We start from the raw sequence: 24,948 nt of genomic DNA, 5'->3' as shown, positions 1-24,948 counted from the left end.
AGACTATATGAGAACAGCTTATATAAGATTTTGCCACAGGGTGATGGAAGGAACGAACCACAGAGGCGCAGAGAGCGCAGAGGAGAAGATGTTAGGAGAGAATGTTAGTCAGTTAACTGGGGCTTTGATTGGAGCGGCGATTGAGGTTCATCGCTTGTTGGGGCCAGGTTTTTTAGAGACTGTTTACGAGGAGGCTTTATGTGTTGAGCTTCGGCTACGTAAAATACCGTTTACGCGCCAGCCAGTCGTTGCTGTGCGTTATAAAGGAGAGCAAGTTGGAGAAGGCAGATTAGATTTACTCATTAGCAACACTTTAATCGTTGAATTAAAAGCAGTCGAAAAACTCGCCCCAATTCACGAAGCCCAAGTCCTCTCATACTTAAAAATGACAGGTTATCCGCTTGCCCTACTGATCAACTTCAACGTCCCTCTCCTTAAAAATGGTATCAAACGCATAATTCTCTCTTAATCTTTTCTCTGTGCTACGCCACTTTCCTCAACGGAGGAAACCTCCGCACGGAAGTGGCTCCTCTGTGGTTCGTTAAAAAAAAGGACGCATTGTGCTGCGCCCCTAAAAAAACTCATGAGCCACTCACTTCTAAACCTGAACAGCAACTTTAGCTTCTTTATTCTTAGCTGCCATCAAACGCTCATAAGTTGCCCGCATTTTCAAGCCTGTCAACACCTGGAATAATCCTGTGCCATTGTTCGAGCCAGGATACTCGCGGTGCTGTAGCAATAAATGCGTCATTTCACCAGGATACTTGGTCGAAGTATTGCTCAAATGCGTCTCGATGTAGCTGACTTCTTCCAATCGGTCGAACTGACCATCGACTTCTAGCACCGAAACGTATCGACCATAATAGACATCAGAGCCGTAGAACAGTCGCATTCCAGGATACGAGCAGGTCAGTTTGCGACCACAAGGCGTCCAATGAATTGTGGAACCTTCGTCAAATAGATACACTGGCTCGAAGCCTTCTTTACCTTCGCGTTGAAGCATTCGCACGCGCAATACTTTGCGTTCGGTGTCGTCTTTAATCAGATTGGTAGGTAATACCTGCAATACGACATCTGCAAATTCTCTTTGTGGCTCGATGTACGCTTGGAAGTCAGGACGACGCGCATTAATCGCTTGCAGCACGTCTTCGTAACGATGACCGCGTTCAGCCATGTCGCGTTGAATTTTCCACGCAATTTTGACTTCGTCGCTGATGTCTAAATAAACGCTGAAGTCGAGGAGCGATCGCACCCGCTCGTCATACAACGGATGTAAACCTTCGACCACAATAATATGATTCGGCTCTACCCGCTCTGGCGGGTCGATCATACCGGTCTCGTGGTTATAAATCGGTTTATCAATCGCTTGACCGTTCTTGAGCGCTTTGATCTGCTCGTACATTAGGTCAAAATTATTTGCTCTTGGGTCAAGTGCAGTAATTCCTGTTTCTTTACGCTGTTTGCGATCCAAACTATGATAGTCATCGAGACAGATGACCGTGAGAAATTCTTCTCCAAATAAATCTGTTAAACGGCGTAAGAAGGTGGATTTCCCGCATCCGGAGTCTCCGGCAACGCCAATTAGAACCACGCGGTCCGGCTTACTGGTCATAGGTGTCCTCTAACAACAAGATGAGTCAATTGCTAAGTTTTCGCTTATCTTTAGCCCAAGGTTATTCTGTTGGTCAGCTTTCTGTGTCTTATCCACAGAGCTTTTGACAGGAGACAACATATTCGCGTAACACTCCAGCAATCCCCAACTTGGGAGACGGGAGATATAGCTGTTAAGTATTTAGTCCTACTGTTATAGTAGATCCTACCAGAATGTAAACTACTCTACAAGGCTGACGCGAGCGTTATCGTCTGTCTCAGTACTTATGCTAAGGTTTAGTTGCGCATTTTTATAAAAAAAATCAAAACTGACTCACTCTTGACATTATGCAAGTTGTTTACCCGATAGGGTGGTAAAAGCTCAGGTGTCATTGCTGCAATTGCTGCTAAGTAACGAGTGAGCGTCGTAAGGTTCAGTTTATGAATAAGGCTACTGTCTTTAAATATTTTTTACTTCCGCACTCCGGCAGTAAAATTTGTTTTGGGCAGGAACTTTTTTCAGTAACAAGTTAAGTAGGGATCGGAGAAAATTCATCGATGTACAACTCAAGCGCCGCTGATGGTGCTGCCAATACAGTATCTGGTAGCCGCGTTTTTATTTACGAAGTAGTAGGCTTACGTCAGAACGAAGAAACTGACAAAACCAACTACCCTATCCGTCAAAGCGGCAGTGTATTTATTCGAGTGCCTTACAGCCGTATGAATCAAGAAATGCGGCGAATCACTCGTTTGGGCGGCAAAATTGTTAGCATTCACCCCATGAACGCTGATGGCGTAGCAAATGGTTCTTCAGTAATGAAGATGCAAGCAAGTCAAAGTCAAGGAAATGGCGCAACAGCCACACCGGCGACTGCGACAAGCGAAGGTAATGCCATCAAAGCAGACGATCAACAGCCAACTTCTGAAAAAAAAGGCAAGCCTATGACTCAAGCAAAGGCTAAAGAATCGCACGCTGATGTTCCGGTTAACATCTATCGCCCGAATGCTCCTTTTATTGGTAAGTGTATCTCGAATCAAGAGTTAGTTGGTGAAGGTGGTATTGGTACTGTCCGTCACCTGATATTTGATATTTCTGAAGGCGATTTACGCTATCTTGAAGGTCAAAGTATTGGTATTATTCCTCCTGGAACAGACAAAAACGGTAAGCCAGAAAAACTGCGCCTGTACTCGATCGCCTCGACGCGTCATGGCGACCATGTTGATGACAAAACGGTATCACTTTGCGTCCGCCAACTAGAGTACAAGCACCCAGAAACGGGAGAAACTGTTTACGGTGTTTGTTCAACTTACCTGTGTCATCTCGAACCTGGCGCAGATGTCAAAATTACCGGTCCTGTCGGTAAAGAAATGCTCCTACCGAGTGACCCAAACGCGAATATTATCATGTTCGCTACCGGAACAGGTATCGCACCTTTTCGGGCTTACTTGTGGCGGATGTTTAAGGATGAAGAAAAAGCCGCTAACCCTGATTATGAATTTAAGGGTTTTTCTTGGTTAATCTTTGGTATTCCTACAACTCCAAACATTCTTTACAAGGAAGAACTCGAAGAACTTCAGCAAAAGTATCCTGATAACTTCCGCTTGACGTACGCAATTAGCCGCGAACAGAAAAATCCTCAAGGCGGTAGGATGTATATCCAAGACCGCGTAGCTGAACACGCAGATGAATTGTGGAAAATGATTCAGCAGGATAACACGCATACTTATATTTGCGGTCTCAAGGGTATGGAAGGTGGTATCGATGAGGCACTATCTGCTGCTGCTGCTAAAGATGGTGTCAACTGGATAGACTACCAGAAACAAATGAAAAAAGCTGGTCGCTGGCACGTAGAAACGTACTAGAGGTCAGGGATCAGAGGTCAGAGATCAGGGGAAGAAGATAAATTATACCTGAAGGCGTAGTCCAAGGTACGAGGCGTCTTGCTCAAATTCAGAAGCTTGACATTAAAGGCGTTCCCTGACCTTTGACCTCTAGCCTCCAACCCCTTGTTTTTGGTGAACTGGTACGAAAAACTGTGACTTTTAAAGTTGGTTTGCTCGGATTAGGAACCGTTGGCACGGGTACTGCACAGGTACTACTCGATTCTGCTGGACGGCATCCGTTATTACAAGAAATCGAAATTTACCAAATCGGAGTACGATCGCTCGACAAAGAGCGTGGTGTAAATCTTCCGAAAGATATATTGACAACAGATTTAGAAGCAATAGTTACTGCGTCAGAGGTGGATATTGTTGTCGAGGTTTTAGGTGGATTAGAACCCGCGCGATCGCTCATCCTCAAAGCAATTCATCACGGAAAACACGTCGTCACCGCCAATAAAGCCGTAATTTCGCGTTATGGGGACGAAATTTTTACAGCGGCGAATGCGGCGGGTGTCTACGTCATGCTAGAAGCGGCGGTAGGCGGCGGTATTCCTGTGATTCAACCACTCAAGCAAGCTTTAAGCGTTAACCGCATTCAAGCCGTAACAGGGATTGTGAATGGCACAACGAACTACATCCTGACACGCATGCAAACCGAAGGTAGTGACTTTAACGCAGTTTTAGCCGATGCCCAAAAACTCGGTTACGCTGAAGCCGATCCGAGTGCGGATGTAGACGGTTTAGACGCCGCTGACAAGATTGCGATTCTTGCTTCGTTGGCGTTTGGCGGGCGCATCAAGCTACAAGAAGTTTATAGTGAAGGAATTCGTAACGTCAGTCAAGCAGATATTGCGTATGCCGATAAACTCGGCTTTGTGATTAAACTCTTAGCAATTGCCCAACGAACCCAAACCTCTTCAGCGCTTTCAGTCAGAGTCCACCCGACGCTCGTGATGCGATCGCATCCTTTAGCGAGTATTAATGGCGTCTACAACGCGATTTTAATCGAAGGCGAACCTTTGGGACAAGTGATGTTTTATGGTCCTGGAGCAGGGGCTGGGGCGACGGCAAGTGCTGTCGTTTCAGATATTATGAACGTTGCTGCCGTCTTGAAAACAAAAAGCGATCGCTTGCAAACACAATCCAATCCGTTACTTGCTTGTTCGCATCAAGATTATTGCGCGATCGCCCCGATGGCTGAACTCACAACGCGATTTTATGCGCGTTTTCTCACGAAAGATCGTCCTGGTGTCATTGGTAAATTAGGAACTTGTTTTGGCAACTACGGCGTGAGCCTAGAATCAATTGTGCAAATTGGTTTGCAAGGCGATTTAGCCGAAATCGTCGTTGTCACCCACGATGTCCGCGAAGGAAATTTTCACTCATCTTTAGCTGAAATTCGTACCCTCGAAGCAGTAGATAGCATTCCTAGCGTGCTAAGAGTTCTCTAGAGGCAAATTTATTCGCGATTTTTCGGTAAAACTCCCCAAAATGGAGTATTTCAAAATTTGCACCTGTGGGTTACTTTTTTAAGAGTTAGATTTACCTATTTGGGTAGTTCAGATGACAAATCTCCCTCCCGATCCGCCGTCATCGCCAAGAAGTCCCTTAGGATTTGATGAGTTTATCGCCATTTTGGTTGCATTAAGCGCCATTGGGGCAATTTTGTTTTGGTCACTTGGTCGTCGCGATCGCGGTTTCGACTGGGTTGGTATTCCTGGGTTATTAACGCCATCACCCTCTCCAACGGTGACTCCCACATTTGTACCAACTCCCGCACCAACCGCAACAGCATCACCGATACTACCGCTTCCACCAGTCGTTCCGACGACACCGCCACCCGAAGCGCTTGTACCTGCACCCGCACAACCCCAACCTTTTGCAGGTATTGTTCCTGTTCCTGCGCCTGTCCCGCAAGCAACACCAACACCGACACCTACCCCGACTCCAGAACAACTGCAACCGATTGCATTTGTTGATGTTCCCGAAAATTACTGGGCGCGTCCCTTTATCGATGCGCTTTCGGCGCGTGGGATTGTGAGTGGCTTTGCTGGCGACTATTTTCGCCCCGATGAACCGGTAACGCGTGCGGAGTTTGCCGCAATTTTACAAGCGGCTTTTGACCAACCGCCAGGACCTGGAGAACAGGCGATCGCTTTTACAGATGTTCCCGCTGATTTCTGGGGAGTTCCTGCGATCGGTAGCGCGATTAGAAGTGGCTTTATGCAAGGGTATCCAGGAGATATATTCCGACCACAACAACAGATTCCGCGCGCCCAAGTATTAGTGGCGCTAGCAAGTGGCTTAAATCTACCAGCGCCCCAAAATCCTAATCAGACATTGGGTATATTTGGTGATGCCAATCAAATTCCTAACTGGGCAGTTGAACAAGTAGCAGCCGCAACCGATGCTGGTTTAGTCGTCAACTATCCTGAAACAAATGTGCTAGAACCAAACCGTAATGCAACTCGCGCTGAAGTAACTGCTTCTATTTACCAAGCTTTAGTGCGTGCAGGTAGAGTAGAACCAATTCAATCTCAATACGTAGTACAACAGCAACAATAAATTGGGCAAGCTTGGCGACTGAAGTCGCAGCTTAATCAACTAAGTTCACCTTCGTGAACTCAAAACAATAGAACTCCTGCATGAATGTGCTTGTGAATAAATTCACAGCTAAATAAATCCTGTCTACCTCCGTGGACTTACTGTTAAAAGTCTTGTCTAAGTGTACGAAAGTACACTTTGTTTTGTAGCCCCCAACTTCAGTTGGAAGGCATTTGTGATTTATGCAGGAAGTCTAATGATTAAAAAACCTGTCTTCACGGGTTTTGTCTGTATAGTTGCGGTTTTAACCGCTATCCTCACCGTCAGAAAATCAACATATCGACAAAATAAACGGGCGCAGGTTTTGTTAAATACAATTCCCCTCGCCCTTATAATTGGCTATGTTGGTTAATAGCTTTTATGATTCTGGTAGTTGCTGACTGCCAATTACTTGCTTTTTCAACGATTGTAGTTCTTGTGATAACTCTTGGCGTTTGGAAGCTTGCAGTAAATAGCGATTCACAAACCAAACTGAGTAACCAATTCCTACGAGTTCAAAAGTTGGTGCAAGTAGTGGAATATCATTGAGTGCATCTAACACAGCTAGAACTACCTTAACAGTAATAATAGCTGCCAGGATTAAACCGACAGTAATAATCGGCTGCTTGTACTCATTGAAAAATCTGCCAATATAATCAGGTAGTTGAGCGAGAAATTCAGAAATTTGCGAGCCAACACGCCGCCACTGTTCGTCTTGTGTAGAGGGTGGTAAAGTAGCTAGAGGTGCTGAATCTGAAACACCTATCGTTTCCGAAGAAGTAGGGTTTGCGTATTCCGGTGGTTGCACTTGTGATTCCATAGTTTTAAGGTCGTTTTCCAATGACAACTTTTACGAGTGTTTTCCGGTGATACTGTAAACGTGTAGCACCGCTGTGTTTGGCAAAGAAAAGTATTCTCGATTTCTTTTTACGATACTTGACTCACAAGTGTGCTTCATCAACTCCAAGATAGAGAGGCGCAATTGTGAGAAAAGTCAGAAGACAGAATAATAAATCCTCCTTTTGCGTATAAACACCTAAACTAAGATAGCTGATTTTACTAAATTTTCAGCTTTAAATTTCTCTCTCTTACGCAATTTTTATGGAATTGCTGGAGTATAACTAGTTTTGCTTAGTATATCACCTGTTTTTTCTATCAATTAGGTGCGAGCGTGCAATAGAAGCTATTTGCTACTAGCCAAGGTTAGAGATAATTTATAATAAGCGAACCCCTCTTGCGTTGACTGTGTTAAATTTAACGCTCGCCTTGAGGTTAAACTATCAAACCAAGAGCCACAGTCACATAACAATCAGCCACCAGCAGCAAAAGTGGCCATAATCAAAACTGAAAGGAGAATACCAGGTGTAAGTAGCAATATCAGCATCAATAAGTCATGCGTATTCATTTTTGTCTCCTTCTAGAACTTTAAACTCACTTTATTTACTGTCATCAAAAATGTACTCACACTTGTGGAGGATTGTGCTGTCATTGAGGAAGTACACACTTAATCTTCTACAGCGTGTCACTCATTAATTTACACAACTTGGCTGTTCGTGGAAGTTAGATAATCTGAAAAGATAACTTTCGACGATGAGTTGACAGACAGGGATTTAGCAAGTGTAGTAAATAACAAAGCAAATTTACTTTTATCAACTCTAGCAGATCGCTCGTAGTGAACAGTTTAAATTAAAGGTGAATTTAAACCTTTAAGTAGCGTCTGCGCGATCGCTTTACCTTGAACTAAGACGTTGAATCCACCAAGCCCGACAGGATCAATTAGCTGATGCAAACTATCCCTTCGCTGTAGCAGCTTTTGCACTGATGGCGGTGATGATGTAGCAAGTGCAGCAATGCGATTCCCTAATCCCAAAGCCATCAAAAATAATCCCTGCTGCGTCAAGCCTACCGTTGTTAAACCACACAATTCACCCCATACTTGCAGCGCTGTAAAATCGACGTGCGCTGTCATATCTTGTTTTCCAACGTAAATGTAAGGATTATTATGGCGATGATGGCGATAGTAACATTGCAGTGTTCCTTGTCGAAATGGGTTGTAGTAGCGGCTAGCCGAATAACCATAATCGATCGTTAACACGTAACCTCGCTGGAGTTTTGCTGCTACCGTTTTCAACCAATCTAAAGCTGCTAAATTGACTTCGCTACGATAACCTTCAGGATAAGCGGGAGAAGGTAACGCAATCTTGATTAAATCAAAGTAATCAAAAATCCTGGCTGTCGAGACTTCACCTACGACTTCTGCAAATGTCGCTTGGGGATCAGCGGTTTTCTGAGTTGTGACGTAAATTTCGCGTAATTGTCCGTTTTCGATAGTAATTTGATGTACAGGAAACGCGTCTACAAGTTCGTTAGAAAAACAGCAGCCGACAATTGAGTTTTCGGGAATTTCTGCAAGCGCTAGCCATTGAAGGCGACTGTGATATTTGTGGAGTCGCTGTTGCTGTTCTTGAATTAACGTAGGCGATCGCTCAATAATGACATAATTAAGCGCTGCTAAAAAATCTGGATACTGCCTTTCAAGATAATTCAAGATATCCAACGCTAGAATACCTTGACCTGCACCCATTTCTAGAAGCGTAAAAGGAATCGGTTTTTCTAAAATTTCCCAGATTTGCAGAAATTGTTCGGCGAGTAACTCGCCAAAATCTGCGCCTAAATGCGGCGAGGTAAAAAAGTCACCTTGCTTACCAAGTTTCGTGGCGTGAGTTGTATAGTAACCGTGCTGAGGATGATACAGCACTAAATCCATATATTCCGCAAAAGTAATGCGCTGCTGCGGACTTTCTGCTATCCGCAGCGCGATCGCCTCACACAACGTCGGATGAGAATCACTAACCTGTTGCGACATCAACGGTCTACAGAACCCATGATGATATCTACACTACCCAGAATCGTAACGATATCAGCTACCTTGACACCGCGTAACAAGTGCGGCAAAATTTGCAAGTTGTTGAAATCAGCCGGACGAATCTTCCACCGCCATGGAAAGACATTATCATCACCGATGATGTAAATGCCTAACTCGCCTTTACCGCTTTCAATCCGAACATAGTGTTCGCCTTTGGGGATCTTGAACGTGGGCGCAATCTTCTTACCGATATACTGGTAGTCAAAATCATTCCACTCGGATTTCTTCCCTTCGGCTAAACGCTTCGCCTCTAAGTTCTCAAATGGTCCGCCTGGTAGTGCTTTGAGTGCTTGACGCAAAATCTTGACAGATTCGCGCATTTCACGAATTCGTACTAAGTACCGCGCGAAGCAATCGCCCGCCGTTTCCCAATGTACATCCCAATCAAAATCGTCGTAGCATTCGTAGTGGTCTACTTTGCGTAAGTCCCACTGCACACCGCTGGCGCGTAACATTGGACCTGATAGCCCCCAATTTATCGCTTCTTCGCGGCTAATTGTTCCCACTCCTTCGACACGGCGGCGGAAGATCGGGTTATTGGTGATTAAGCGTTCGTATTCATCGACTTTTGGTTCAAAGTAGTCACAAAAGTCAAAGCACTTATCTACCCAACCGTAGGGTAAGTCAACCGCGACGCCACCGATACGGAAGTAGTTGTTGTTTACCATCCGGTAGCCTGTGGCGGCTTCCCATAGGTCATAAATAAGTTCGCGTTCGCGGAAGATATAAAAGAACGGAGTTTGCGCGCCAACGTCAGCCATGAATGGTCCTAACCACAGCAGGTGATTGGCAATTCGGTTCAACTCCAGCATGATGACGCGGATGTAGCTAGCCCGTTTTGGTACAGGAATATCGGCTAACTTCTCCGGTGCGTTGACGGTGACGGCTTCGTTAAACATCCCTGCGGCGTAGTCCCAGCGACTGACGTAAGGGACGTACATGATATTGGTGCGGTTTTCCGCGATTTTCTCCATTCCTCGGTGCAAGTAGCCAATAACTGGCTCGCAATCCACTACATCTTCGCCATCCAAGGTGACGATGAGTCGGAGTACGCCATGCATCGAAGGATGGTGCGGACCCATGTTCAGCACCATAGGTTCCGTTCTCGTTTCAATTCTTGGCATAGAGCAGCAAGTTTAAGTTTTGTAGCGTTGTCTTCATTATCCCTGACAGCGATGTTTTTGTGTATTGAGAATGAGCAATTAGCAGTCAAAAAGTTACTCGTTAAGAGTGCTGAGTTATGCATTAAGAAAATTCTTCTAATTCACAATTCAAAACGAATCACTCTTCCACTAGCCACTGATGACTCGCTCTTCAATTTTTGACAAATACTTAACAACTCTACTACAATAATAGATTGTGCTGTCTAAATCCTGCTCGGATCAGGTGAATGATGAGCAAAAGTTGACAGCTTGATTTTCAAGCCTATCAGCTACCTGTACGGCAAAATTACGAAATATCCCATGACTTACGCAATTATTGAAACCGGCGGCAAGCAACTCAGAGTAGAACCTGGTCGCTTTTACGATATTGAACGCTTAAGCGTTGAACCCGACGAAACAATTACTTTGGAATCAGTTTTATTTGTACAGCACGACGACGGCGTTGCGATTGGACAGCCGTTTGTGGACGGAGCGACCGTAGAAGGAACTGTCTTGCGTCATCTACGCGATCGCAAAGTTCTCGTGTACAAGATGAAGCCCAAAAAGAAAACGCGCAAAAAGCGGGGACATCGTCAGGAAATTACACGGTTGATGATTAATTCCATCAGCTTCAATGGTTCTGTGTTTACCGCCGAAGCCGCAGCGCCTGCTGAACCTGAAGCAACTTCTGAGACCGAATCTTCTGATGAAGCACAATAGAAAGGTAGAGATCTAGAGGAAATTATGGCTCATAAGAAAGGAACGGGTAGTACCCGCAACGGTCGTGACTCAAACGCCCAGCGTCTAGGCGTAAAACGCTTTGGTGGTGAAACAGTTCGTGCTGGTAATATTCTGGTGCGCCAGCGCGGTACTAAATTCCACCCTGGAAACAACGTGGGTATCGGTAGCGATGACACCTTGTTTGCTCTCATTGATGGCATTGTCACGTTTGAAAGAAAGGATAGAACCCGCAAAAAGGTCAGCATCTACCCAGCAGCTACCCCAGAAGCCGCGACAACGACAACAGCATCCTAAAAGACGCTCAATAAATTAATAAGATACGGGCAAGGCAGTGCCTTGCCCCCATAACTGTCAATAAATCCAATTTTGTGCGAATGCACCCAGCGCTAAACCAGCGATCGAGACAGCAGTTAACATCCAAAAAATTTGAGTTTCACTCCATCCTACAGTTTGAGCATCTAAGCGAAACAATGTAGCCGCAGATACAGCAACTAAACCATGCGCGAATATATGAAACCAGGAGATAATCAGGACGGTTAAAAAAGCTCCGATGACAGCGACAAAAAAAGCTCTGGTGTCAGACTTAAATAAAAGTCCTAAATCGTTTCTGATTTGAGACCACGGCGAAGCGAGGAGGACAGAGAGCAAAAAAATACCGATAACAATTATTATCCAAGCTGCCACCGGATCGTCAAATGCTTCAAGTAGCCAGCCTAAGGTGATATACGTTAGTAACAGTAATGTAAAAGCTACCCAGGGGATTTTCAAGCTTAGCATCAGACTGGCAAGTGACAAGTCTTATGTCTTATATATTACGCGAGGATAAAAAAGGTGAGAAAGAGAAGCGCGCTTTCCTAAGCGAATGCTCTCATAAACCGCAAACTTGATCAAACTTATACTTATTCGTAGTTTCTTCAAGCTTTCTATTTAAGTAGTCGTATTGTACCTCGACTCATAAACTTAGTGATAATCCAATTTGGAATCCTGGAGGTTTTCACACTCCGGCGAAGATTCTATGATTAAGGATCGCAGCACGATTACTCTACTTATGTATCAAAAAACTTATTAACTCTTTTCGTAAACATTTGTAAACTGTTATGAGTGACATTGTATAGAGTGTCAGATTGTCTTAAGGAATTCTCATGAAGCAACTTGTTATTGCTGAACGCTACTGCTTAATCGGTCATATTTTGGCAAAGACTTTTGGACTAGCAGGGTTGCTCCTAGTCGTACCGCACGCGGATGCCATCTTACGTTTACTGCCAGATGGGCAAAGCTTGTTTCAATGGAGTGTGGAAAAATCAATGGCAGGAGGCGGCGTCACGGATATCCTGTTTGGGTTAGCCGCCGTCTCAATTTTTGCCTATCGCACGGTTGGAATGCGACTTACATTAGCCTTTATGCTGCCAGCCGTTTCGATATCTTTGACCAGTGAATTATTAGGAACAGGCACGGGATTTCCATTTGGAGATTACAGCTACCTCAGTGGATTAGGGTACAAAATTGCGGGGTTAGTGCCTTTTACTATCCCGCTGTCTTGGTTTTATATGGGTTTTTCTTCCTATTTAATTGCTAGTGTTGCTTTAAATACCGATAAATCAAACTGGTTACGCCAAGTAGGTGCTGTCCTTTTGGGTGCGATGCTGTTTACTGCTTGGGATTTTGCGCTGGAACCAGCAATGAGTCAAACAACATTTCCGTTTTGGTACTGGGCAGAACCAGGAGCGTTTTTTGGAACACCGTATCGTAACTATTTAGGTTGGTATGGCACAAGTGCCTTATTTATGAGTGTGGCTGCACTCTTGTGGAGAAATCCGCGCTTAAATTTAAAGCGATCGCAACTTGTCGTACCACTGATTGTCTACTTAAGTAACGTTGCGTTTGCTGCTGCTATTAGTTTAGCTTTTGGATATTGGATTCCTGTTGCTCTAGGTTTAATCTTCGGTGTCATTCCAGTGATTTTCCTATGGTGGATGGCACAACCAAGTACAGATGCTGTTGTAGAAGCCGCGACAGGGGTTGTCAACAACCCTGCGGTAAAAGTTGCCTTGAAGTAAGCTGTGCAGGGAGTAGATGTGGTCAGCGGGTTAATTTTTCAAGGCGCTATGGCATTTTTATTACTACTGATTCAAATACCAGCAACGGCAGTTTTGCTATCGCGTTTGCTAAGAGGTCCCAGTCGCCATCCTCCGCTGGAACCCACTTCGGCTACACCCGATCTATTGGGTAGTGTAAGCGTTGTCGTACCGACTTTAAATGAAGCTGACCGCATTAGCCCCTGTTTAGCTGGGTTAAGTCGGCAAAGTTACGAAGTGCGAGAAGTGATTGTTGTCGATAGCAACTCGCAGGATGGTACGCCAGACTTGGTGGAGGCGGCGCAAAAAAATGATCCACGCTTTCGGTTAATGACCGATGATCCTCTACCTACTAGCTGGGTAGGGCGTCCGTGGGCTTTGCATAACGGCTTTTTACATAGTTCCGAACATAGTCAGTGGTTTTTGGGAATGGATGCCGATACTCAACCGCATCCAGGCTTAGTTGCCAGCCTTGTAAAAACGGCTCAAACTGAAGGCTATGACTTGGTATCTTTATCACCGCAATTTATTTTGAAGTCCCCTGGAGAGTGCTGGTTACAACCTGCGTTGTTAATGACGCTACTGTACAGGTTTGAAAGTGCGGGTGTCGATAGTTCAGTTGCCGAAAGAGTCATGGCGAACGGACAGTGTTTTTTGTGTCGGCGTGCGGTATTAGCTCAGGTGGGCGGCTATAGCAGCGCGAAAAGTTCGTTCTGTGATGACGTGACTTTGGCACGAAATATCTCATCACAAGGCTTTCGTGTGGGATTTTTAGATGGTGCTAAGGTGTTTAAGGTGAGGATGTATGAAGGCGCAATCCAAACTTGGCAAGAGTGGGGGCGATCGCTTGATTTAAAAGACGCTTCCTCATCCGCAGCTTTGTGGTGGGATTTGTGGTTGCTTTTTGCCGTGCAAGCGTTACCGTTACCAATCTTACTAGGCTATTTTCTTTTCCCGTCGTCTACACTTTCGCCTTTTTCACTGGCATTGCTGGGACTCAATTCGTTTCTACTCATTGTCCGCTTTGCTTTGTTGTTGGCGATCGCGCCTTCGTACGATCGCTCGCAAGCCAAAGGAGGTTGGTTATTCTGGTTGTCACCTTTTGCCGATCCTTTGGCGGTACTGCGGATTTTCTTATCGGCTTTTCGCACTCCTACTCAGTGGCGGGGTCGCCAGTATGGTCATCCGAGTTAACTTGATCTGCGCGTTCTAATTCCCAGAGAATTTGGTTGCCTTCACGGCGGACGCGCGACACAATCCAGTTGCGCCAGCGCCATTCGTCACCACGGCTTGTGACTGCGCTGGCGTGGACATCCATCAGATCAGCTAATTCAGAACTTGTGATTAAGTAACCTTTGGCTGCGATCTCGTCAGCAATTCGTAAGGTTTCGACTAAGCTACGTAGCAAAGCCACTCTCGTCTCGCGGGGGATTTCTTCACTGGTGACAACGGAGTTTGGTGCGGTAGATTCCATCATGGTCATATCTGAGACAAGGTGGCTAGAAGTGGTTGTCTTTTCGTAACTTATCGTAGATTGTGGTACATAATCAGATACTTCTGTTACCAGTACAGAATCTGATTTCGGTTGTTGCAGCGTTGGCGTTTTACCTGTAGCAAATGCCCGTGCAATTTTGTCACAGCGTTCGTTACCTACATTACCCGCGTGTCCTCGGACGTACTGCCATTGCACATTCTTGTTTCTTTCGTCAAGAAGTTCCCAGAGGTCTTGATTGAGTACGGGTTTTCCTTGAGCGGTTTTCCAACCTTTCTTTTTCCAACCTTTTACCCACTGTGTAATACCCTTAATGAGGTATTCACTATCGGTATATAGCGTAATCGGTTCGTTTGTCGGTACGGTTGAAAGCAGTTCTAGCGCGGCGATCGCGGCTTGCATTTCCATGCGATTATTCGTCGTTTGCGCTTCGTACCCACCGAGCTCCTGAACTGAACCATCTGCAAAGTAAACAACAACCGCCCAACCGCCAGGACCAGGGTTGCCCGTGCAGGCTCCATCAGTATATATGCTTTTGATTGTATTGGCAGGCATATAGAAATTAAACAGTGAAAGAAGCGGGTGAAAATATAAATATTATTTGAAAGTTGGTCATTGGTCATTGGTCATTGGCAATTATACTCATCAACAATTATCTATTACCCGCAGAAGGACTATTAAGGCTAGCACAATTACGTGCGTAGCTTCTCCCTAAATTTCTGCGCGCGAGTTACCTTATTAGTATGTTTGTTCTACTTTAAAGGTGCTGCATCAAATTAGTGTAATAAAAATTACACTTGCTTACACTCATTGCAAAAAAGATTACATTATAATTCTCCCCTGCTCCTCTGCTCCTCTGCTCCCTCTGCCCACGCCAGTTGCTACAACGGAGGACACCTCCGCACCGCACTGGCTCCTCTGCTCTCCTATTCCCCTGCCCCATGTACGAGCCACTACATCACAAATATCGACCCCAAAGCTTTGCAGAACTGGTGGGACAAGAGGCGATCGCCACAACGCTCATTAATGCTGTCCGCACCAGTAGAATTGCGCCTGCATATTTGTTTACAGGTCCGCGCGGTACAGGGAAAACGTCTAGCGCCCGTATTTTGGCAAAATCACTGAATTGTTTAGCAAGCCGTGTGCCTACCGAAACGCCTTGCGGTGTGTGTGAAGTGTGTCGAGGAATTGCCAATGGTTCGGCGTTAGATGTGATTGAAATTGATGCGGCGAGTAACACAGGGGTAGACAATATTCGAGAAATCATCGAGCGATCGCAGTTTGCTCCGGTGCAGTGTCGCTACAAAGTGTATGCAATCGACGAATGCCATATGTTGAGTACCGCCGCTTTCAATGCCTTACTCAAAACGCTTGAAGAACCACCCCCACACGTCGTTTTTGTCTTAGCAACAACTGATCCCCAGCGGGTTTTACCGACGATTATTTCGCGCTGTCAGCGGTTCGATTTTCGCCGAATTCCCTTAGCAGCAATGGTGCAGCATCTCCAAGCGATCGCGGCACAAGAACAAATCCAAATTACAAGTGAAGCCTTAACACTCGTAGCACAACTATCCCAAGGAGGATTACGCGATGCTGAGAGTTTGTTGGATCAACTCAGTTTATTACCAGAAGTCACAGTAGAGCGCGTTTGGGATTTAGTCGGTTCCGTTGCGGAGCCAGATTTACTCGCGTTACTCGACGCGATCGCGCAAAACAACGCCGAACAACTTCTCGACCGCACGCGTCAATTATTAGAACGCGGGCGAGAACCTTTAACGATCTTGCAAAATCTTGCAAGTTGCTATCGCGATTTGCTGATCGCCAAAACCGCACCTCACCGTAACGATTTGGTTGCTTGTACTGCAACAACATGGCAAGCAATGTGCGATTTGGTACAGCAGTGGAATATCGCAACAATTCTTGATGGACAAAAAAATCTCAAAGCCAGTGAAGCGCAAATTAAAACTTCTACGCAACCGCGATTGTGGTTAGAGGTAACACTGCTTGGATTATTACCTACAACCAGTACACCTCAACCGTCGCCAGTTATTCATCGAAATATCAGTACTTCCAAAACTCCATCTGTAGTAAAAGATACTCCACAACCGCAAACCGCGCCCCAAGTCGTCACGGCATCGGCGCATCCTCCACAACCGCAAACACCGCCACAACAAGAAGTCGCTGAACCGATCTCACCACCGCCGATTGTGCATCACGATCGCTCGGATATTCGCACTGATGAAGATGAAGCCGTTGAAATTCATACTGAAGTTGTCGCAACTGATGTTGACCTCGATCAAGTTTGGCAACAAGTGCTGCAAAATCTACCTTTACCAAGTAAAGCACTATTTAAAGAACACGGCAGCTTAGTCGCGATTCACGAGCAACACGCTTCGATTGGTATTCGTTCGCAAAAGTTACTCAAAATTGCTCAAACCAAAGTAGCAGATTTAGAAGCAGCATTTGGGAAGTTGTACGATCGCAAAGTAAAAGTACAGCTTGAAGTTGCAACGACTCATCAGCCGAAGGCTAATACTCCGGTAACACCGCAGCCTACAAGAAAGCCTCCGGTGAATACTGCCTCTCCCGAAACAACTGCATCGGTATTCAGTGCCACGTCTACTTTAATTAAACCCGAACCCACGATCGCACCTGATGCTGTTCCTGAAGGACAATCCGATTCAATGTTAATTGACTCGCCTGATTCGGCAACCGATGATGTCGCGATCGCGGCGCAACGTTTAGCCGATTTTTTTAAAGGTGAGGTTCTGCAACTAGACGATGATGGAATGTTTACCCAACCAATAGCAACAAGCAGCCTACCACCGCAGGCTGCTTTAGATTGGGATGATGCAGATGAAGAAGATACTGCTGAATTTGATTTTTAATTATTGCCTTGATGGACAGTTTTTACCCATTTTAGCCGCTTTTGTCGCACGGACATACGTGCCGTCGTACTCGCCATGACCACCATCCAGTGGCACATATACAAAGTACCGCGCAGCGTTTGTAAGAGGATAACAAACAATGCAGACCAAGTGAGTTTATCTTCAAGCGTGCGAATTCGCTTTAACCCCAAGAACATCCATATCATAAATATGGTGACGGTGAAGCTCGTAAGCGGCGTCAGCACAGGTAATCGGTTACGGGCGATCGCCATCAGGAAATCAGGAACTTGCGCGATCGGGACGATATACTGAACTAGCATAAACATCAGTAAATCGAATTTTTTGCCAGCACCGATGCGGCTTTTGATAATTAATCGCCAGTAATCTAAATAGCGCTGATAACCACCCTCAGCCCAGCGGTTGCGTTGATGCCATAGCGCGATCGCATTCGTTACGCCTTCTTCTTCGACATATGGGTAGCTGACAAATTCAATTTCCCAATTATCTAGGTGTAAGCGCAACGTTAAATCGAGATCGTCGGTAATCGTTTCTTCATTCCAACCGCCACAACGTTCCAGCGCGTGACGGCGAACAAACTGACCATTTCCGCGCAATTCACCAATACCGCCAAGGGCTACGCGCTGCTGCTGAACATAGCTATCGACAGCCATTTCTGCCATCTGACCGCGAGTCCAAAAGTTCTCGTGCGAGTTGGCGATCGCTTTGCGTACCTGTACGGCTCCGACGGTACGTTTTTGAAATAATGGCAATACACGCTGCAATAAATCAGGCGTTACCTGCGCATCGGCGTCAAATACCGCCAAAATTTCCCCTTTTGCTAGGGGTAAAACTTGGTTTAATGCGCCGGATTTACCACCACTAGCTCCTGCACCCCGTCGCAACACTTTTAGTTTATTGTAATTTTGCTGTAATTTTTCTAAAAGTGCGGGCGTTTGGTCGGTACTATTATCGTCAATGACCCAAACTTCGTAGCGGTCTACCGGATAATCAAGGCTACAAAGCGTCTTGACTAAATTGCCAATCACTGCTTCTTCATTTTTGGCAGCAACTAACAGCGAAACAGAAGGGAAATAATCGGCTTGCGCATTTTGGGTACGGGGACGAGCTAAAACTAACCGTAGGGTATGAATTCCCCATAAAGTTGTTAAACCGAGTACCAGCCAAAATCCAACAGAAATTAAATGAAGGGCGATCGTGCCACTCCAAACTACGATGAAAACAACAGCCGCTTTGCGTCTTCGACCCTCGCCGCAAGTCTTGAGAGATGTTGTTTGCAACGTCTCTAGCTCAGACTCGTCTTCTGATAACTCAGATAACAACGAGCCTAGCGCATCAAGTTCGCTATAAGAATCGTTCTCAGCCCAGGAATTCGCTGGCATAGTTTACTTGATCAACCACCAGTATTTATTTACACACTTCCAAGAAGCAAGGTAACATCTCAGCACAGTCGACAAACGTTTAGTCTTGAATGATTTCACCCAACTCGATCCGAGTTGGGCGCATCATGCACAAGGTAGCAACAGATTGTCGTTAGCAGAAATTGCGATCGTACTAACCATCGTTTAAAATCGAGGTTTTTTGATGTAATTTCCCAAGCTTCGATAAAAGTAAGTGCAGCCCTATTGTATCCGACATTGACAGGCGCGAGGAAATAGGAGGAGCCAGCCGCCAGCGTAACGTTAGCGTTGGAGCAAATCAACAGTGGCTAGTAATTAGTCAGCAACTGCTATAGAAAACGCTCACTATGTGGGAATACTGGGCAGAGGAGCTAATTTTTTGATGTTTACTCCTTGCTTTCGCGACGCATACATTTTTTAGTAATAGTGCCGATATGTCGATTGAGCAACTACAACCCGCTAGTCTACAAGAAGTCAGAGTTTATCAACCTTATTTTCAAGGCAATAAACGCAATACGCTACCTCTAGCCATTAGCCTTTACAAACAAGGAGTCCTCCAAGGACAGCGCAACATAGAAGGTGGTGATAGTATTCCTTTTGTGGCTACTTGGAATGTGTCCACACTCCCTGCTGATTTAACGCGTTGCCGAATGCAGTTCGACGGTAAGGCAGATCTCAGCTATGAGGTGATGATGTCTAGCTCGGAACTCGTAGACTTTTTGATCGATACAATCTTACATTTCAAACGCACGAACACTGTCGATTTTACTAAGGGTTTTTACCGAAAACTACTTCGGTTTGACAATTAAATTCAAAATCTCATCTCATTTTGTAGCTTATAATTCCAATCTGTTACCCGTCTGCCCTCAAACTACAAGAACTGCTTATGAGTCTTATCAAATAGCAGGTTCCACCTAGAATATATAAATAATCAAGCCGCATACGGCGAAATGTTGAGTTTAGGGAGTGGGGACGTGCCGAATGCTAAGTACTTGCTGATTGGATCAATCGAGGCTTACAGCGGTAAGTCGGCAACAGTGCTGGGATTATCTGAACAGCTAAAGCAGACAAAGCTCGATCTTGCCTATGGAAAACCGTTAGGTAATTGGGTGAATAACTCGAAGGAATCGCCGATCGATGCAGATGTTCAATTTGTTAACCAAATCCTTCAGTTACCAGAAAACCGACTGTTACCATCGCTCCTAACTTTAAATGAAGCAACGATTCAAAAGCGCCTATGCGGTAAGGATACGACGGATTATCAGCATTTAGCCGCAGTACAATATCAGCAGTCAAAGGGAGATTTGGTATTACTCGAAGGTCCAGGGAATTTAGAAGAAGGCAGCTTATTTGGGTTAAGCTTACTCGATGTCGCAAAGATCGTTGATGCTAAAGTCCTGCTCGTAACACGCTACAAATCAGTTTTCTTAGTAGAAGCACTTTTAGCAGCGAAGCAGCGTTTAGGCGATCGCTTAATCGGTGTCTTGATCAACGATATCGCCCCAGAACAAATGCAGACTGTTGATACCGATGTCCGCGCGTTTTTAGAAAAGCAAGGTATTCCTGTATTAGGAACACTGCCAAAAAATAACTTACTGCGCAGCGTCAGCGTTGCTGAACTTGTTGAACAATTAGGTGCAGAAGTACTGTGTCGTCCCGATCGCCTAGGTTTAATGGTAGAAAGTTTGGCAATTGGTGCGATGAATGTGAATGCGGCGCTGAAATATTTCCGCCGACGGCAGAATATGGCAGTGGTGACAGGCGGCGATCGCGTCGAAATTCAACTGGCTGCTTTAGAAAGTTCAACGCAATGTCTCATCCTCACTGGACAACTACCACCACCACCGTTTATCCTCGCCAAAGCTGAGGAACTCGAAATTCCCATTCTATCGGTCGATCTCGATACGCTCTCTACAGTAGAAATCATCGATCGCACTTTTGGACAAGTCCGCTTGCATGAACCGATTAAAGTGCAATGCATCCGCGAGTTGATGCAAAAGCATTTTGATATTGACCGTTTGTTGTCACAGCTTGAGTTAAAGCCCGCAGTGGCGTTGCCTTAAAGGTGTTATGCATAAGGTGTTTCTGGTTTTAGCTGTTGTCGTGCCGTTTCTCGACGCCCTTTCGCTGGAACGTGCTGAGTCGCAGCAGCTAAGCCGAAGACTGGCATATTGCCATAGATAGCTTCATAGTTGCCAGGTTCAATCAAGTAAGTTTCGTGCCAAATCCCCACACTGCCATCGTTACCTACAGCGCGATGAAAGCGTTGCCATGCTGCTAGATGAGGATCAGCAGGATTTCTCGCAAAGCGCTCTAAATCTTCAAACGATCGCCAGTATTGAATAAGTCCCGCACCCCGCCAATAGATAAAGTTTTCTCCGCCTAAAAACCCTTTTTCTGGATGTTGATAAAGCGTACGCAGCATCGGTGCCATCGCTTGTGCTGTCGGAAGCCATTTGGAGAAAGCGAGAAACTGATTGATGCGCATCCCAATGAGAAACACAACGAAGGGTTCGTCAACTTGCGCTGTGTAGCGCCCTGGCATGATTTGAGCCATGAATATTCTCTCCTTGCGCTCAACTTGAGGTTTCTTTTATGCAATTAATCTAATATGTGTTTAGTTGCATATTTAAATTATATGCAATAATTTGCATACGTCAAGGAAATAATTTATATGGCTTTAGCACACGCAATTTTGGCGGTTCTCGTCGATCGCCCGAATAGTGGTTACGACTTAGCAAAGCAATTTGATGGTTCTGTGGGGTTCTTTTGGGCAGCAAGTCATCAACAAATTTATCGAGAGTTGTCCAAGCTTGAAGCAATAGGCTGGCTAACGTGTGAAATCATTCTGCAAGAAGGACGTCCTGATAAAAAGCTGTATCACATTACCGAAACGGGGAAACAGGAATTACAAGCGTGGATCGCGCAACCTTGCGAGCCAGCAGCAATTAAAGAAGATTTGCTTGTTAAAATCTTTGCGGGTTATGTCGCGACTTCCCCTGAAATTATTTTGCACGAATTACAGCAGCACCGCCAAGCGCACTTAGAGAAGCTATCGACGTACAAGGCTTTAGAACAGCGGTACTTTCAAAATCTACAATCGCTGTCTTTGCCTGCGAAGTTTCGTTATCTAACGCTACTCAAAGGTATTAGCTATGAATCAGATTGGGTAGCTTGGTGCGATCGCGCAATGGAATTACTTCGTTAATCGTAAATAACTGCGATCGCGCTGTCTGCTAAAATAGCAAGGTTGTTTAATCTGATTCCGTCTTTGAGTCAGTCTATAGATCTCGTCAACAACGTTGACACGTTAGCGCAAGAACTAGCAACGATTCAGCAAACAGGTGCTAAGCGAATCGCTCTATTAGGTTCTCGTCATGTTCCTCTTACTCATCAGCATCTGATCGAAATGATGAGTTACGCCCTCGTTTTATCTGGCAATCGGCTGATTACCTCTGGCGCAACCGGAACAAACTCGGCGGCGATCCGAGGCGCGATGCGGGCTGATGCAAATTTATTAACAGTCATTTTGCCTCAAAGCCTAGAACGCCAACCGCTAGAGTCGCGACAGCAGCTTGAGCAGGTCATGCACTTAGTCGAAAATCCTAGCAATGATAATTTGTCTCTGGCAGAAGCAAGTGCGATCTGTAACCAAGAAATCATCTCGCGCTGTCAGCAGTTGATTTGCTTCGCGTTTCACGATAGCCGGACTTTGCTACAAACTTGCCAAGAGGCAGAGGATCAGCGTAAGGTAGTGACGCTATTCTATTTAGACTAAGGCTGTTAGTGATTCGCTCTTTTCAACTGATAAAACATGAATTTATCACAACTACCAGCTTCTACAGTTTTTTTGTATTGCATCGTTGCGGCGGTTATTTTAATTTATCTGCCCTTTTTACTTGTCGGCTATGCACGAGTACAAGTTGGCTACGATATCGCCGCGCCTCGCGCTATGTTTGATAAATTGCCACCTTATGCGCAAAGGGCAACATGGGCGCATCAAAATTCTTTTGAAGCTTTCATGATTTTTGCCGCTGCCGCTTTGATGGCGTACGTCACGGGCGTAAATTCTAACTTAGCCGTTAGTGCTGCGATCGCCTTTGTTATCGCCCGCTTCCTCTATTCAGTTTTTTATGTCACCAATATTCCCATCGCGCGATCGCTCATGTTCGCTGTTGGCTCTCTCTGTTCTGGTACCCTATTTGTTCTAAGTCTTCTGCAAAATAACTAGTGACTAATGGCTGCTACATACTCTTTTGATATCGTTAGTGATTTTGACCGCCAAGAGTTAGTTAATGCGGTCGATCAAGCTGTGCGCGACATCAAAAGTCGCTATGACTTGAAAGATACGCAAACTACTGTAGAACTCGGTGATGAAGTCATCACAATCAACACTGATAGCGAGTTTACTCTAGAGTCCGTACACACTGTCTTACGCGAGAAAGCTGCAAAGCGCCAGTTGTCGATGAAAATCTTTGATTTTGGTAAAGTTGAATCCGCAAGTGGAAACCGCGTCCGCCAAGAAATTAAGCTCAAAAAAGGCATTAGCCAGGAAATTGGCAAGCAAATCTCAAAATTGATTCGCGACGAATTTAAGAAGGTACAAGCCTCGATTCAAGGCGACGCAGTGCGAGTTTCTAGTAAAACAAAAGATGATTTGCAAGCTGTTATGCAACGTTTGAAGCAAGAAGATTTTCCAGTAGCTCTACAGTTTACTAACTACCGTTAGGGCGATCGCCAATTCACCACAAATCCTCAGTGTAAATTTTTTTGAAATATATCTGAATACTTGTTCATATGTTATATTAATATTCAGAGCTAGGACAAAAAAATGACAACTGTAACTCAAATGAAGTGTGCGTGTGAAAATTGTTTGTGTATTGTTTCGCTAGAAGACGCAATTCAAAAAGACGGTAAGCCTTATTGCAGCGAAGCCTGTGCTAATGGTCATACAAGTGGTTCAGGTTGTGGTCACAGTGGTTGCGGATGCAGCTAATACGTATAACGTTTAGGTTATTACTAAGGCAGAGTAACAGAGAGTAGGAAAGAAAAGAACGTTCCTACTCCTTTGTTGTTATAAAATTAACTTTTAATTCATTAGACCTCCTGCCTGACAACAATTGCGAAGTAATTCGCTACTAAATAAAAGAAAGTCCACTTTTGTGGACTACGGGGCATACCTTACCCCCTCAAATCTATTATTTATAGTGTGCGGAGGCACACTTGGTTTGAGTAGCCCCGAAGGGAGTCGAAGGGCATCTATAATTCATATAGAAAGTTTATTTCTTCGCGCATAAGAATCTATAGCCCACATCCAACTGATTGAGTTGCTTAAATCGCCCGTATTTTGCACTCCATTGACCATTATTTAAATCGGCTTGAAGAAGATTTATTCCGGTTTGAACTGCATCAGAATTAGTGAGAGCAAAAGCTGACATACTGGCTCTAACTTGAGGATTTAAATAGATTTCAGGTCGTTTCCAACCTGCGGCTAAGAACATATCTGACAAATCAGGTGGCAGCATACAAGAATAAACATCAACGCTACCTTGAGTCATTTGTTTAAGGAGAGAGACAACGTCTTTTAAAGATGAAAAGACTTGTTTGTCATACTCTCGAATAAAAGGGAAATAATCATACAACCAAAAACTTTCGGCGGCGATCGCGTCAAAAGTAAAAATCACAATCTTTTTAGCAATTCGGTTCATCTCGGAGAAAGCTTTTTTGAGATCAGAGAAATGGTGAATTGCAAGAAGACAAATGACAGCATCTACTGCACGATCAGGTAAAGAAATTGCCTCAGCGTAATCGCTTAGCCATTGTACTCGCGGATGTGGTGTCGCGTGCGATCGCATCACGGCAGAAGGTTCAACGGCATAAAGGTGAAATCCGCGTTCAGCAAGCATCCTACTATAGCCGCCTGTTCCCGCACCAATATCAGCAATAACACTTTTTGGAGGCAATGCGAGTAACTGTACGACAGAATCGACTAGCCGCACATCTGGAAGGCGAGAGCGAGTATAGAATTGACCGATCGCATCGTAGATAGGCATGATGGGTTTTTGTAGGACATTAGGTAATAAAAGGTAATTATTTCGGTGCGATCGCCCCCTAACGCGCAGAAATTTTGCAAAATATATAGAAGTTGAATATTCTTAACTTAATTCTCAGCAATCAGACAGTTCGTCCCATTTGCTAGCGATATTTAT

The 24,948-nt window shown here is 45.0% G+C and carries 26 protein-coding genes and 1 pseudogene; 17 read left to right on the top strand and 10 right to left on the bottom strand.

Going from position 1 to position 24,948, the window contains the following annotated elements:
• Nucleotides 1-7: 7 nt before the first annotated feature.
• Complete coding sequence (locus GLO7428_RS13900; RefSeq protein WP_015189198.1) at nucleotides 8-469, top strand: GxxExxY protein; 462 nt, start codon at nucleotides 8-10, stop codon at nucleotides 467-469.
• Nucleotides 470-598: 129 nt separating this feature from the next.
• Here the strand turns inward: GLO7428_RS13900 and GLO7428_RS13895 are convergent, their stop codons facing one another.
• On the bottom strand, nucleotides 599-1,612 hold the full coding sequence (locus GLO7428_RS13895) for a phosphoribulokinase (RefSeq protein ID WP_015189197.1): 1,014 nt from the start codon (nucleotides 1,610-1,612) through the stop codon (nucleotides 599-601).
• Nucleotides 1,613-2,148: 536 nt separating this feature from the next.
• On the opposite strand from GLO7428_RS13895, the gene petH reads away from it, so the two are divergent.
• The 4 genes from petH to GLO7428_RS27895 all read left to right on the top strand — a co-directional run bounded on the left by petH (nucleotide 2,149) and on the right by GLO7428_RS27895 (nucleotide 6,430).
• On the top strand, nucleotides 2,149-3,453 hold the full coding sequence (gene petH, locus GLO7428_RS13890) for a ferredoxin--NADP reductase (RefSeq protein WP_015189196.1): 1,305 nt from the start codon (nucleotides 2,149-2,151) through the stop codon (nucleotides 3,451-3,453).
• A 173-nt stretch (nucleotides 3,454-3,626) separates the two neighbouring features.
• Nucleotides 3,627-4,925 carry a homoserine dehydrogenase gene (locus GLO7428_RS13885; protein ID WP_015189195.1) on the top strand — a complete coding sequence of 433 codons (1,299 nt, stop codon included), beginning with the start codon at nucleotides 3,627-3,629 and terminating at the stop codon, nucleotides 4,923-4,925.
• Between the two features lie 112 nt (nucleotides 4,926-5,037).
• Entirely contained in the window at nucleotides 5,038-6,039 is a 1,002-nt protein-coding gene (locus GLO7428_RS13880; protein ID WP_015189194.1) for an S-layer homology domain-containing protein, read from the top strand.
• Nucleotides 6,040-6,274: 235 nt separating this feature from the next.
• Nucleotides 6,275-6,430: a hypothetical protein gene (locus GLO7428_RS27895; protein WP_015189193.1), complete on the top strand. Its 156-nt coding sequence runs from the start codon at nucleotides 6,275-6,277 to the stop codon at nucleotides 6,428-6,430.
• Nucleotides 6,431-6,436: 6 nt separating this feature from the next.
• Here the strand turns inward: GLO7428_RS27895 and GLO7428_RS13875 are convergent, their stop codons facing one another.
• From GLO7428_RS13875 to GLO7428_RS13865, 3 genes are all read right to left on the bottom strand, one after another.
• Entirely contained in the window at nucleotides 6,437-6,877 is a 441-nt protein-coding gene (locus tag GLO7428_RS13875) for a CAAD domain-containing protein (RefSeq protein ID WP_015189192.1), read from the bottom strand.
• Between the two features lie 861 nt (nucleotides 6,878-7,738).
• Entirely contained in the window at nucleotides 7,739-8,923 is a 1,185-nt protein-coding gene (locus GLO7428_RS13870; protein WP_015189190.1) for a class I SAM-dependent methyltransferase, read from the bottom strand.
• Complete coding sequence (locus GLO7428_RS13865) at nucleotides 8,923-10,107, bottom strand: NAD(P)H-quinone oxidoreductase subunit H (RefSeq protein WP_015189189.1); 1,185 nt, start codon at nucleotides 10,105-10,107, stop codon at nucleotides 8,923-8,925. Before GLO7428_RS13865 ends, GLO7428_RS13870 begins: the two co-directional genes overlap by 1 nt.
• Before the next feature lie 339 nt (nucleotides 10,108-10,446).
• On the opposite strand from GLO7428_RS13865, the gene rplU reads away from it, so the two are divergent.
• Together rplU and rpmA are read left to right on the top strand one after the other, a co-directional pair.
• Nucleotides 10,447-10,845, top strand: coding sequence for a 50S ribosomal protein L21 (rplU, locus tag GLO7428_RS13860; protein WP_015189188.1), 399 nt, complete (start codon nucleotides 10,447-10,449; stop codon nucleotides 10,843-10,845).
• A gap of 24 nt (nucleotides 10,846-10,869) precedes the next feature.
• The gene (gene rpmA / locus GLO7428_RS13855; RefSeq protein ID WP_015189187.1) at nucleotides 10,870-11,160 is read left to right on the top strand and encodes a 50S ribosomal protein L27; all 291 of its coding nucleotides are present in this window, start codon (nucleotides 10,870-10,872) and stop codon (nucleotides 11,158-11,160) included.
• A gap of 57 nt (nucleotides 11,161-11,217) precedes the next feature.
• Here the strand turns inward: rpmA and GLO7428_RS13850 are convergent, their stop codons facing one another.
• Nucleotides 11,218-11,643 carry a hypothetical protein gene (locus GLO7428_RS13850; RefSeq protein WP_015189186.1) on the bottom strand — a complete coding sequence of 142 codons (426 nt, stop codon included), beginning with the start codon at nucleotides 11,641-11,643 and terminating at the stop codon, nucleotides 11,218-11,220.
• 365 nt (nucleotides 11,644-12,008) lie between these two features.
• Here GLO7428_RS13850 and cruF point away from each other — a divergent pair, with 365 nt between their 5' ends.
• Together cruF and cruG are read left to right on the top strand one after the other, a co-directional pair.
• Nucleotides 12,009-12,923, top strand: a complete 915-nt coding sequence (gene cruF / locus GLO7428_RS13845; RefSeq protein ID WP_015189185.1) for a gamma-carotene 1'-hydroxylase CruF — start codon at nucleotides 12,009-12,011, stop codon at nucleotides 12,921-12,923.
• A gap of 48 nt (nucleotides 12,924-12,971) precedes the next feature.
• Entirely contained in the window at nucleotides 12,972-14,135 is a 1,164-nt protein-coding gene (cruG, locus tag GLO7428_RS13840) for a 2'-O-glycosyltransferase CruG (RefSeq protein ID WP_041919160.1), read from the top strand.
• Here the strand turns inward: cruG and GLO7428_RS29065 are convergent.
• On the bottom strand, nucleotides 14,095-14,418 hold the full coding sequence (locus GLO7428_RS29065; protein WP_231295634.1) for a hypothetical protein: 324 nt from the start codon (nucleotides 14,416-14,418) through the stop codon (nucleotides 14,095-14,097). The genes cruG and GLO7428_RS29065 overlap by 41 nt on opposite strands.
• 192 nt (nucleotides 14,419-14,610) lie before the next feature.
• Nucleotides 14,611-14,988: pseudogene (locus GLO7428_RS29060) on the bottom strand (ribonuclease H); the annotation flags it as partial.
• 386 nt (nucleotides 14,989-15,374) lie between these two features.
• Between GLO7428_RS29060 and GLO7428_RS13830 the strand changes: the two are divergent.
• Nucleotides 15,375-17,321: a DNA polymerase III subunit gamma/tau gene (locus GLO7428_RS13830; protein ID WP_015189182.1), complete on the top strand. Its 1,947-nt coding sequence runs from the start codon at nucleotides 15,375-15,377 to the stop codon at nucleotides 17,319-17,321.
• Here the strand turns inward: GLO7428_RS13830 and GLO7428_RS13825 are convergent.
• Nucleotides 17,318-18,721, bottom strand: a complete 1,404-nt coding sequence (locus tag GLO7428_RS13825; protein WP_015189181.1) for a glycosyltransferase family 2 protein — start codon at nucleotides 18,719-18,721, stop codon at nucleotides 17,318-17,320. The genes GLO7428_RS13830 and GLO7428_RS13825 overlap by 4 nt on opposite strands.
• A 452-nt stretch (nucleotides 18,722-19,173) precedes the next feature.
• Between GLO7428_RS13825 and ebsA the strand changes: the two genes are divergently transcribed.
• The gene (gene ebsA / locus GLO7428_RS13820; protein WP_015189180.1) at nucleotides 19,174-19,548 is read left to right on the top strand and encodes a type IV pilus biogenesis protein EbsA; all 375 of its coding nucleotides are present in this window, start codon (nucleotides 19,174-19,176) and stop codon (nucleotides 19,546-19,548) included.
• A gap of 141 nt (nucleotides 19,549-19,689) precedes the next feature.
• Entirely contained in the window at nucleotides 19,690-20,802 is a 1,113-nt protein-coding gene (locus tag GLO7428_RS13815) for a phosphotransacetylase family protein (protein WP_015189179.1), read from the top strand.
• Nucleotides 20,803-20,807: 5 nt separating this feature from the next.
• On the opposite strand, the gene GLO7428_RS13810 is transcribed toward GLO7428_RS13815, so the two are convergent.
• Entirely contained in the window at nucleotides 20,808-21,296 is a 489-nt protein-coding gene (locus tag GLO7428_RS13810) for a DUF4188 domain-containing protein (protein ID WP_015189178.1), read from the bottom strand.
• Between the two features lie 117 nt (nucleotides 21,297-21,413).
• Between GLO7428_RS13810 and GLO7428_RS13805 the strand changes: the two genes are divergently transcribed.
• The 5 genes from GLO7428_RS13805 to GLO7428_RS26745 all read left to right on the top strand — a co-directional run bounded on the left by GLO7428_RS13805 (nucleotide 21,414) and on the right by GLO7428_RS26745 (nucleotide 23,735).
• Complete coding sequence (locus GLO7428_RS13805; RefSeq protein WP_015189177.1) at nucleotides 21,414-21,947, top strand: PadR family transcriptional regulator; 534 nt, start codon at nucleotides 21,414-21,416, stop codon at nucleotides 21,945-21,947.
• A 63-nt stretch (nucleotides 21,948-22,010) separates the two neighbouring features.
• Nucleotides 22,011-22,517, top strand: coding sequence for a hypothetical protein (locus GLO7428_RS13800; RefSeq protein ID WP_015189176.1), 507 nt, complete (start codon nucleotides 22,011-22,013; stop codon nucleotides 22,515-22,517).
• Between the two features lie 36 nt (nucleotides 22,518-22,553).
• Nucleotides 22,554-22,970, top strand: coding sequence for an MAPEG family protein (locus GLO7428_RS13795; protein WP_015189175.1), 417 nt, complete (start codon nucleotides 22,554-22,556; stop codon nucleotides 22,968-22,970).
• Between the two features lie 6 nt (nucleotides 22,971-22,976).
• Nucleotides 22,977-23,468: a YajQ family cyclic di-GMP-binding protein gene (locus tag GLO7428_RS13790; protein ID WP_015189174.1), complete on the top strand. Its 492-nt coding sequence runs from the start codon at nucleotides 22,977-22,979 to the stop codon at nucleotides 23,466-23,468.
• Between the two features lie 102 nt (nucleotides 23,469-23,570).
• Nucleotides 23,571-23,735, top strand: a complete 165-nt coding sequence (locus GLO7428_RS26745; RefSeq protein ID WP_015189173.1) for a metallothionein — start codon at nucleotides 23,571-23,573, stop codon at nucleotides 23,733-23,735.
• Between the two features lie 283 nt (nucleotides 23,736-24,018).
• On the opposite strand, the gene GLO7428_RS13785 is transcribed toward GLO7428_RS26745, so the two are convergent.
• A complete protein-coding gene (locus GLO7428_RS13785) occupies nucleotides 24,019-24,792 on the bottom strand; it encodes a class I SAM-dependent methyltransferase (protein ID WP_015189172.1) in 774 nt (257 codons plus the stop codon).
• Nucleotides 24,793-24,948 lie beyond the last annotated feature (156 nt).

Origin of the sequence: Gloeocapsa sp. PCC 7428 (assembly GCF_000317555.1) — a bacterium.
GTDB lineage: Bacteria > Cyanobacteriota > Cyanobacteriia > Cyanobacteriales > Chroococcidiopsidaceae > Chroogloeocystis.
This window is presented reverse-complemented; position numbering and strand designations above follow the sequence as displayed.

Excerpts from the sequence above, each read along its gene's own strand:
- GLO7428_RS13900 (WP_015189198.1), top strand. The coding sequence starts at position 8 with ATGAGAACAGCTTATATAAGATTTTGCCACAGGGTGATGGAAGGAACG.
- GLO7428_RS13895 (WP_015189197.1), bottom strand. The coding sequence starts at position 1,612 with ATGACCAGTAAGCCGGACCGCGTGGTTCTAATTGGCGTTGCCGGAGAC.
- petH (WP_015189196.1), top strand. The coding sequence starts at position 2,149 with ATGTACAACTCAAGCGCCGCTGATGGTGCTGCCAATACAGTATCTGGT.
- GLO7428_RS13880 (WP_015189194.1), top strand. The coding sequence starts at position 5,038 with ATGACAAATCTCCCTCCCGATCCGCCGTCATCGCCAAGAAGTCCCTTA.
- GLO7428_RS27895 (WP_015189193.1), top strand. The coding sequence starts at position 6,275 with ATGATTAAAAAACCTGTCTTCACGGGTTTTGTCTGTATAGTTGCGGTT.
- GLO7428_RS13875 (WP_015189192.1), bottom strand. The coding sequence starts at position 6,877 with ATGGAATCACAAGTGCAACCACCGGAATACGCAAACCCTACTTCTTCG.
- GLO7428_RS13870 (WP_015189190.1), bottom strand. The coding sequence starts at position 8,923 with ATGTCGCAACAGGTTAGTGATTCTCATCCGACGTTGTGTGAGGCGATC.
- GLO7428_RS13865 (WP_015189189.1), bottom strand. The coding sequence starts at position 10,107 with ATGCCAAGAATTGAAACGAGAACGGAACCTATGGTGCTGAACATGGGT.
- rplU (WP_015189188.1), top strand. The coding sequence starts at position 10,447 with ATGACTTACGCAATTATTGAAACCGGCGGCAAGCAACTCAGAGTAGAA.
- rpmA (WP_015189187.1), top strand. The coding sequence starts at position 10,870 with ATGGCTCATAAGAAAGGAACGGGTAGTACCCGCAACGGTCGTGACTCA.
- GLO7428_RS13850 (WP_015189186.1), bottom strand. The coding sequence starts at position 11,643 with ATGCTAAGCTTGAAAATCCCCTGGGTAGCTTTTACATTACTGTTACTA.
- cruF (WP_015189185.1), top strand. The coding sequence starts at position 12,009 with ATGAAGCAACTTGTTATTGCTGAACGCTACTGCTTAATCGGTCATATT.
- cruG (WP_041919160.1), top strand. The coding sequence starts at position 12,972 with ATGGCATTTTTATTACTACTGATTCAAATACCAGCAACGGCAGTTTTG.
- GLO7428_RS29065 (WP_231295634.1), bottom strand. The coding sequence starts at position 14,418 with ATGATGGAATCTACCGCACCAAACTCCGTTGTCACCAGTGAAGAAATC.
- GLO7428_RS13830 (WP_015189182.1), top strand. The coding sequence starts at position 15,375 with ATGTACGAGCCACTACATCACAAATATCGACCCCAAAGCTTTGCAGAA.
- GLO7428_RS13825 (WP_015189181.1), bottom strand. The coding sequence starts at position 18,721 with ATGCCAGCGAATTCCTGGGCTGAGAACGATTCTTATAGCGAACTTGAT.
- ebsA (WP_015189180.1), top strand. The coding sequence starts at position 19,174 with ATGTCGATTGAGCAACTACAACCCGCTAGTCTACAAGAAGTCAGAGTT.
- GLO7428_RS13815 (WP_015189179.1), top strand. The coding sequence starts at position 19,690 with ATGTTGAGTTTAGGGAGTGGGGACGTGCCGAATGCTAAGTACTTGCTG.
- GLO7428_RS13810 (WP_015189178.1), bottom strand. The coding sequence starts at position 21,296 with ATGGCTCAAATCATGCCAGGGCGCTACACAGCGCAAGTTGACGAACCC.
- GLO7428_RS13805 (WP_015189177.1), top strand. The coding sequence starts at position 21,414 with ATGGCTTTAGCACACGCAATTTTGGCGGTTCTCGTCGATCGCCCGAAT.
- GLO7428_RS13795 (WP_015189175.1), top strand. The coding sequence starts at position 22,554 with ATGAATTTATCACAACTACCAGCTTCTACAGTTTTTTTGTATTGCATC.
- GLO7428_RS13790 (WP_015189174.1), top strand. The coding sequence starts at position 22,977 with ATGGCTGCTACATACTCTTTTGATATCGTTAGTGATTTTGACCGCCAA.
- GLO7428_RS26745 (WP_015189173.1), top strand. The coding sequence starts at position 23,571 with ATGACAACTGTAACTCAAATGAAGTGTGCGTGTGAAAATTGTTTGTGT.
- GLO7428_RS13785 (WP_015189172.1), bottom strand. The coding sequence starts at position 24,792 with ATGCCTATCTACGATGCGATCGGTCAATTCTATACTCGCTCTCGCCTT.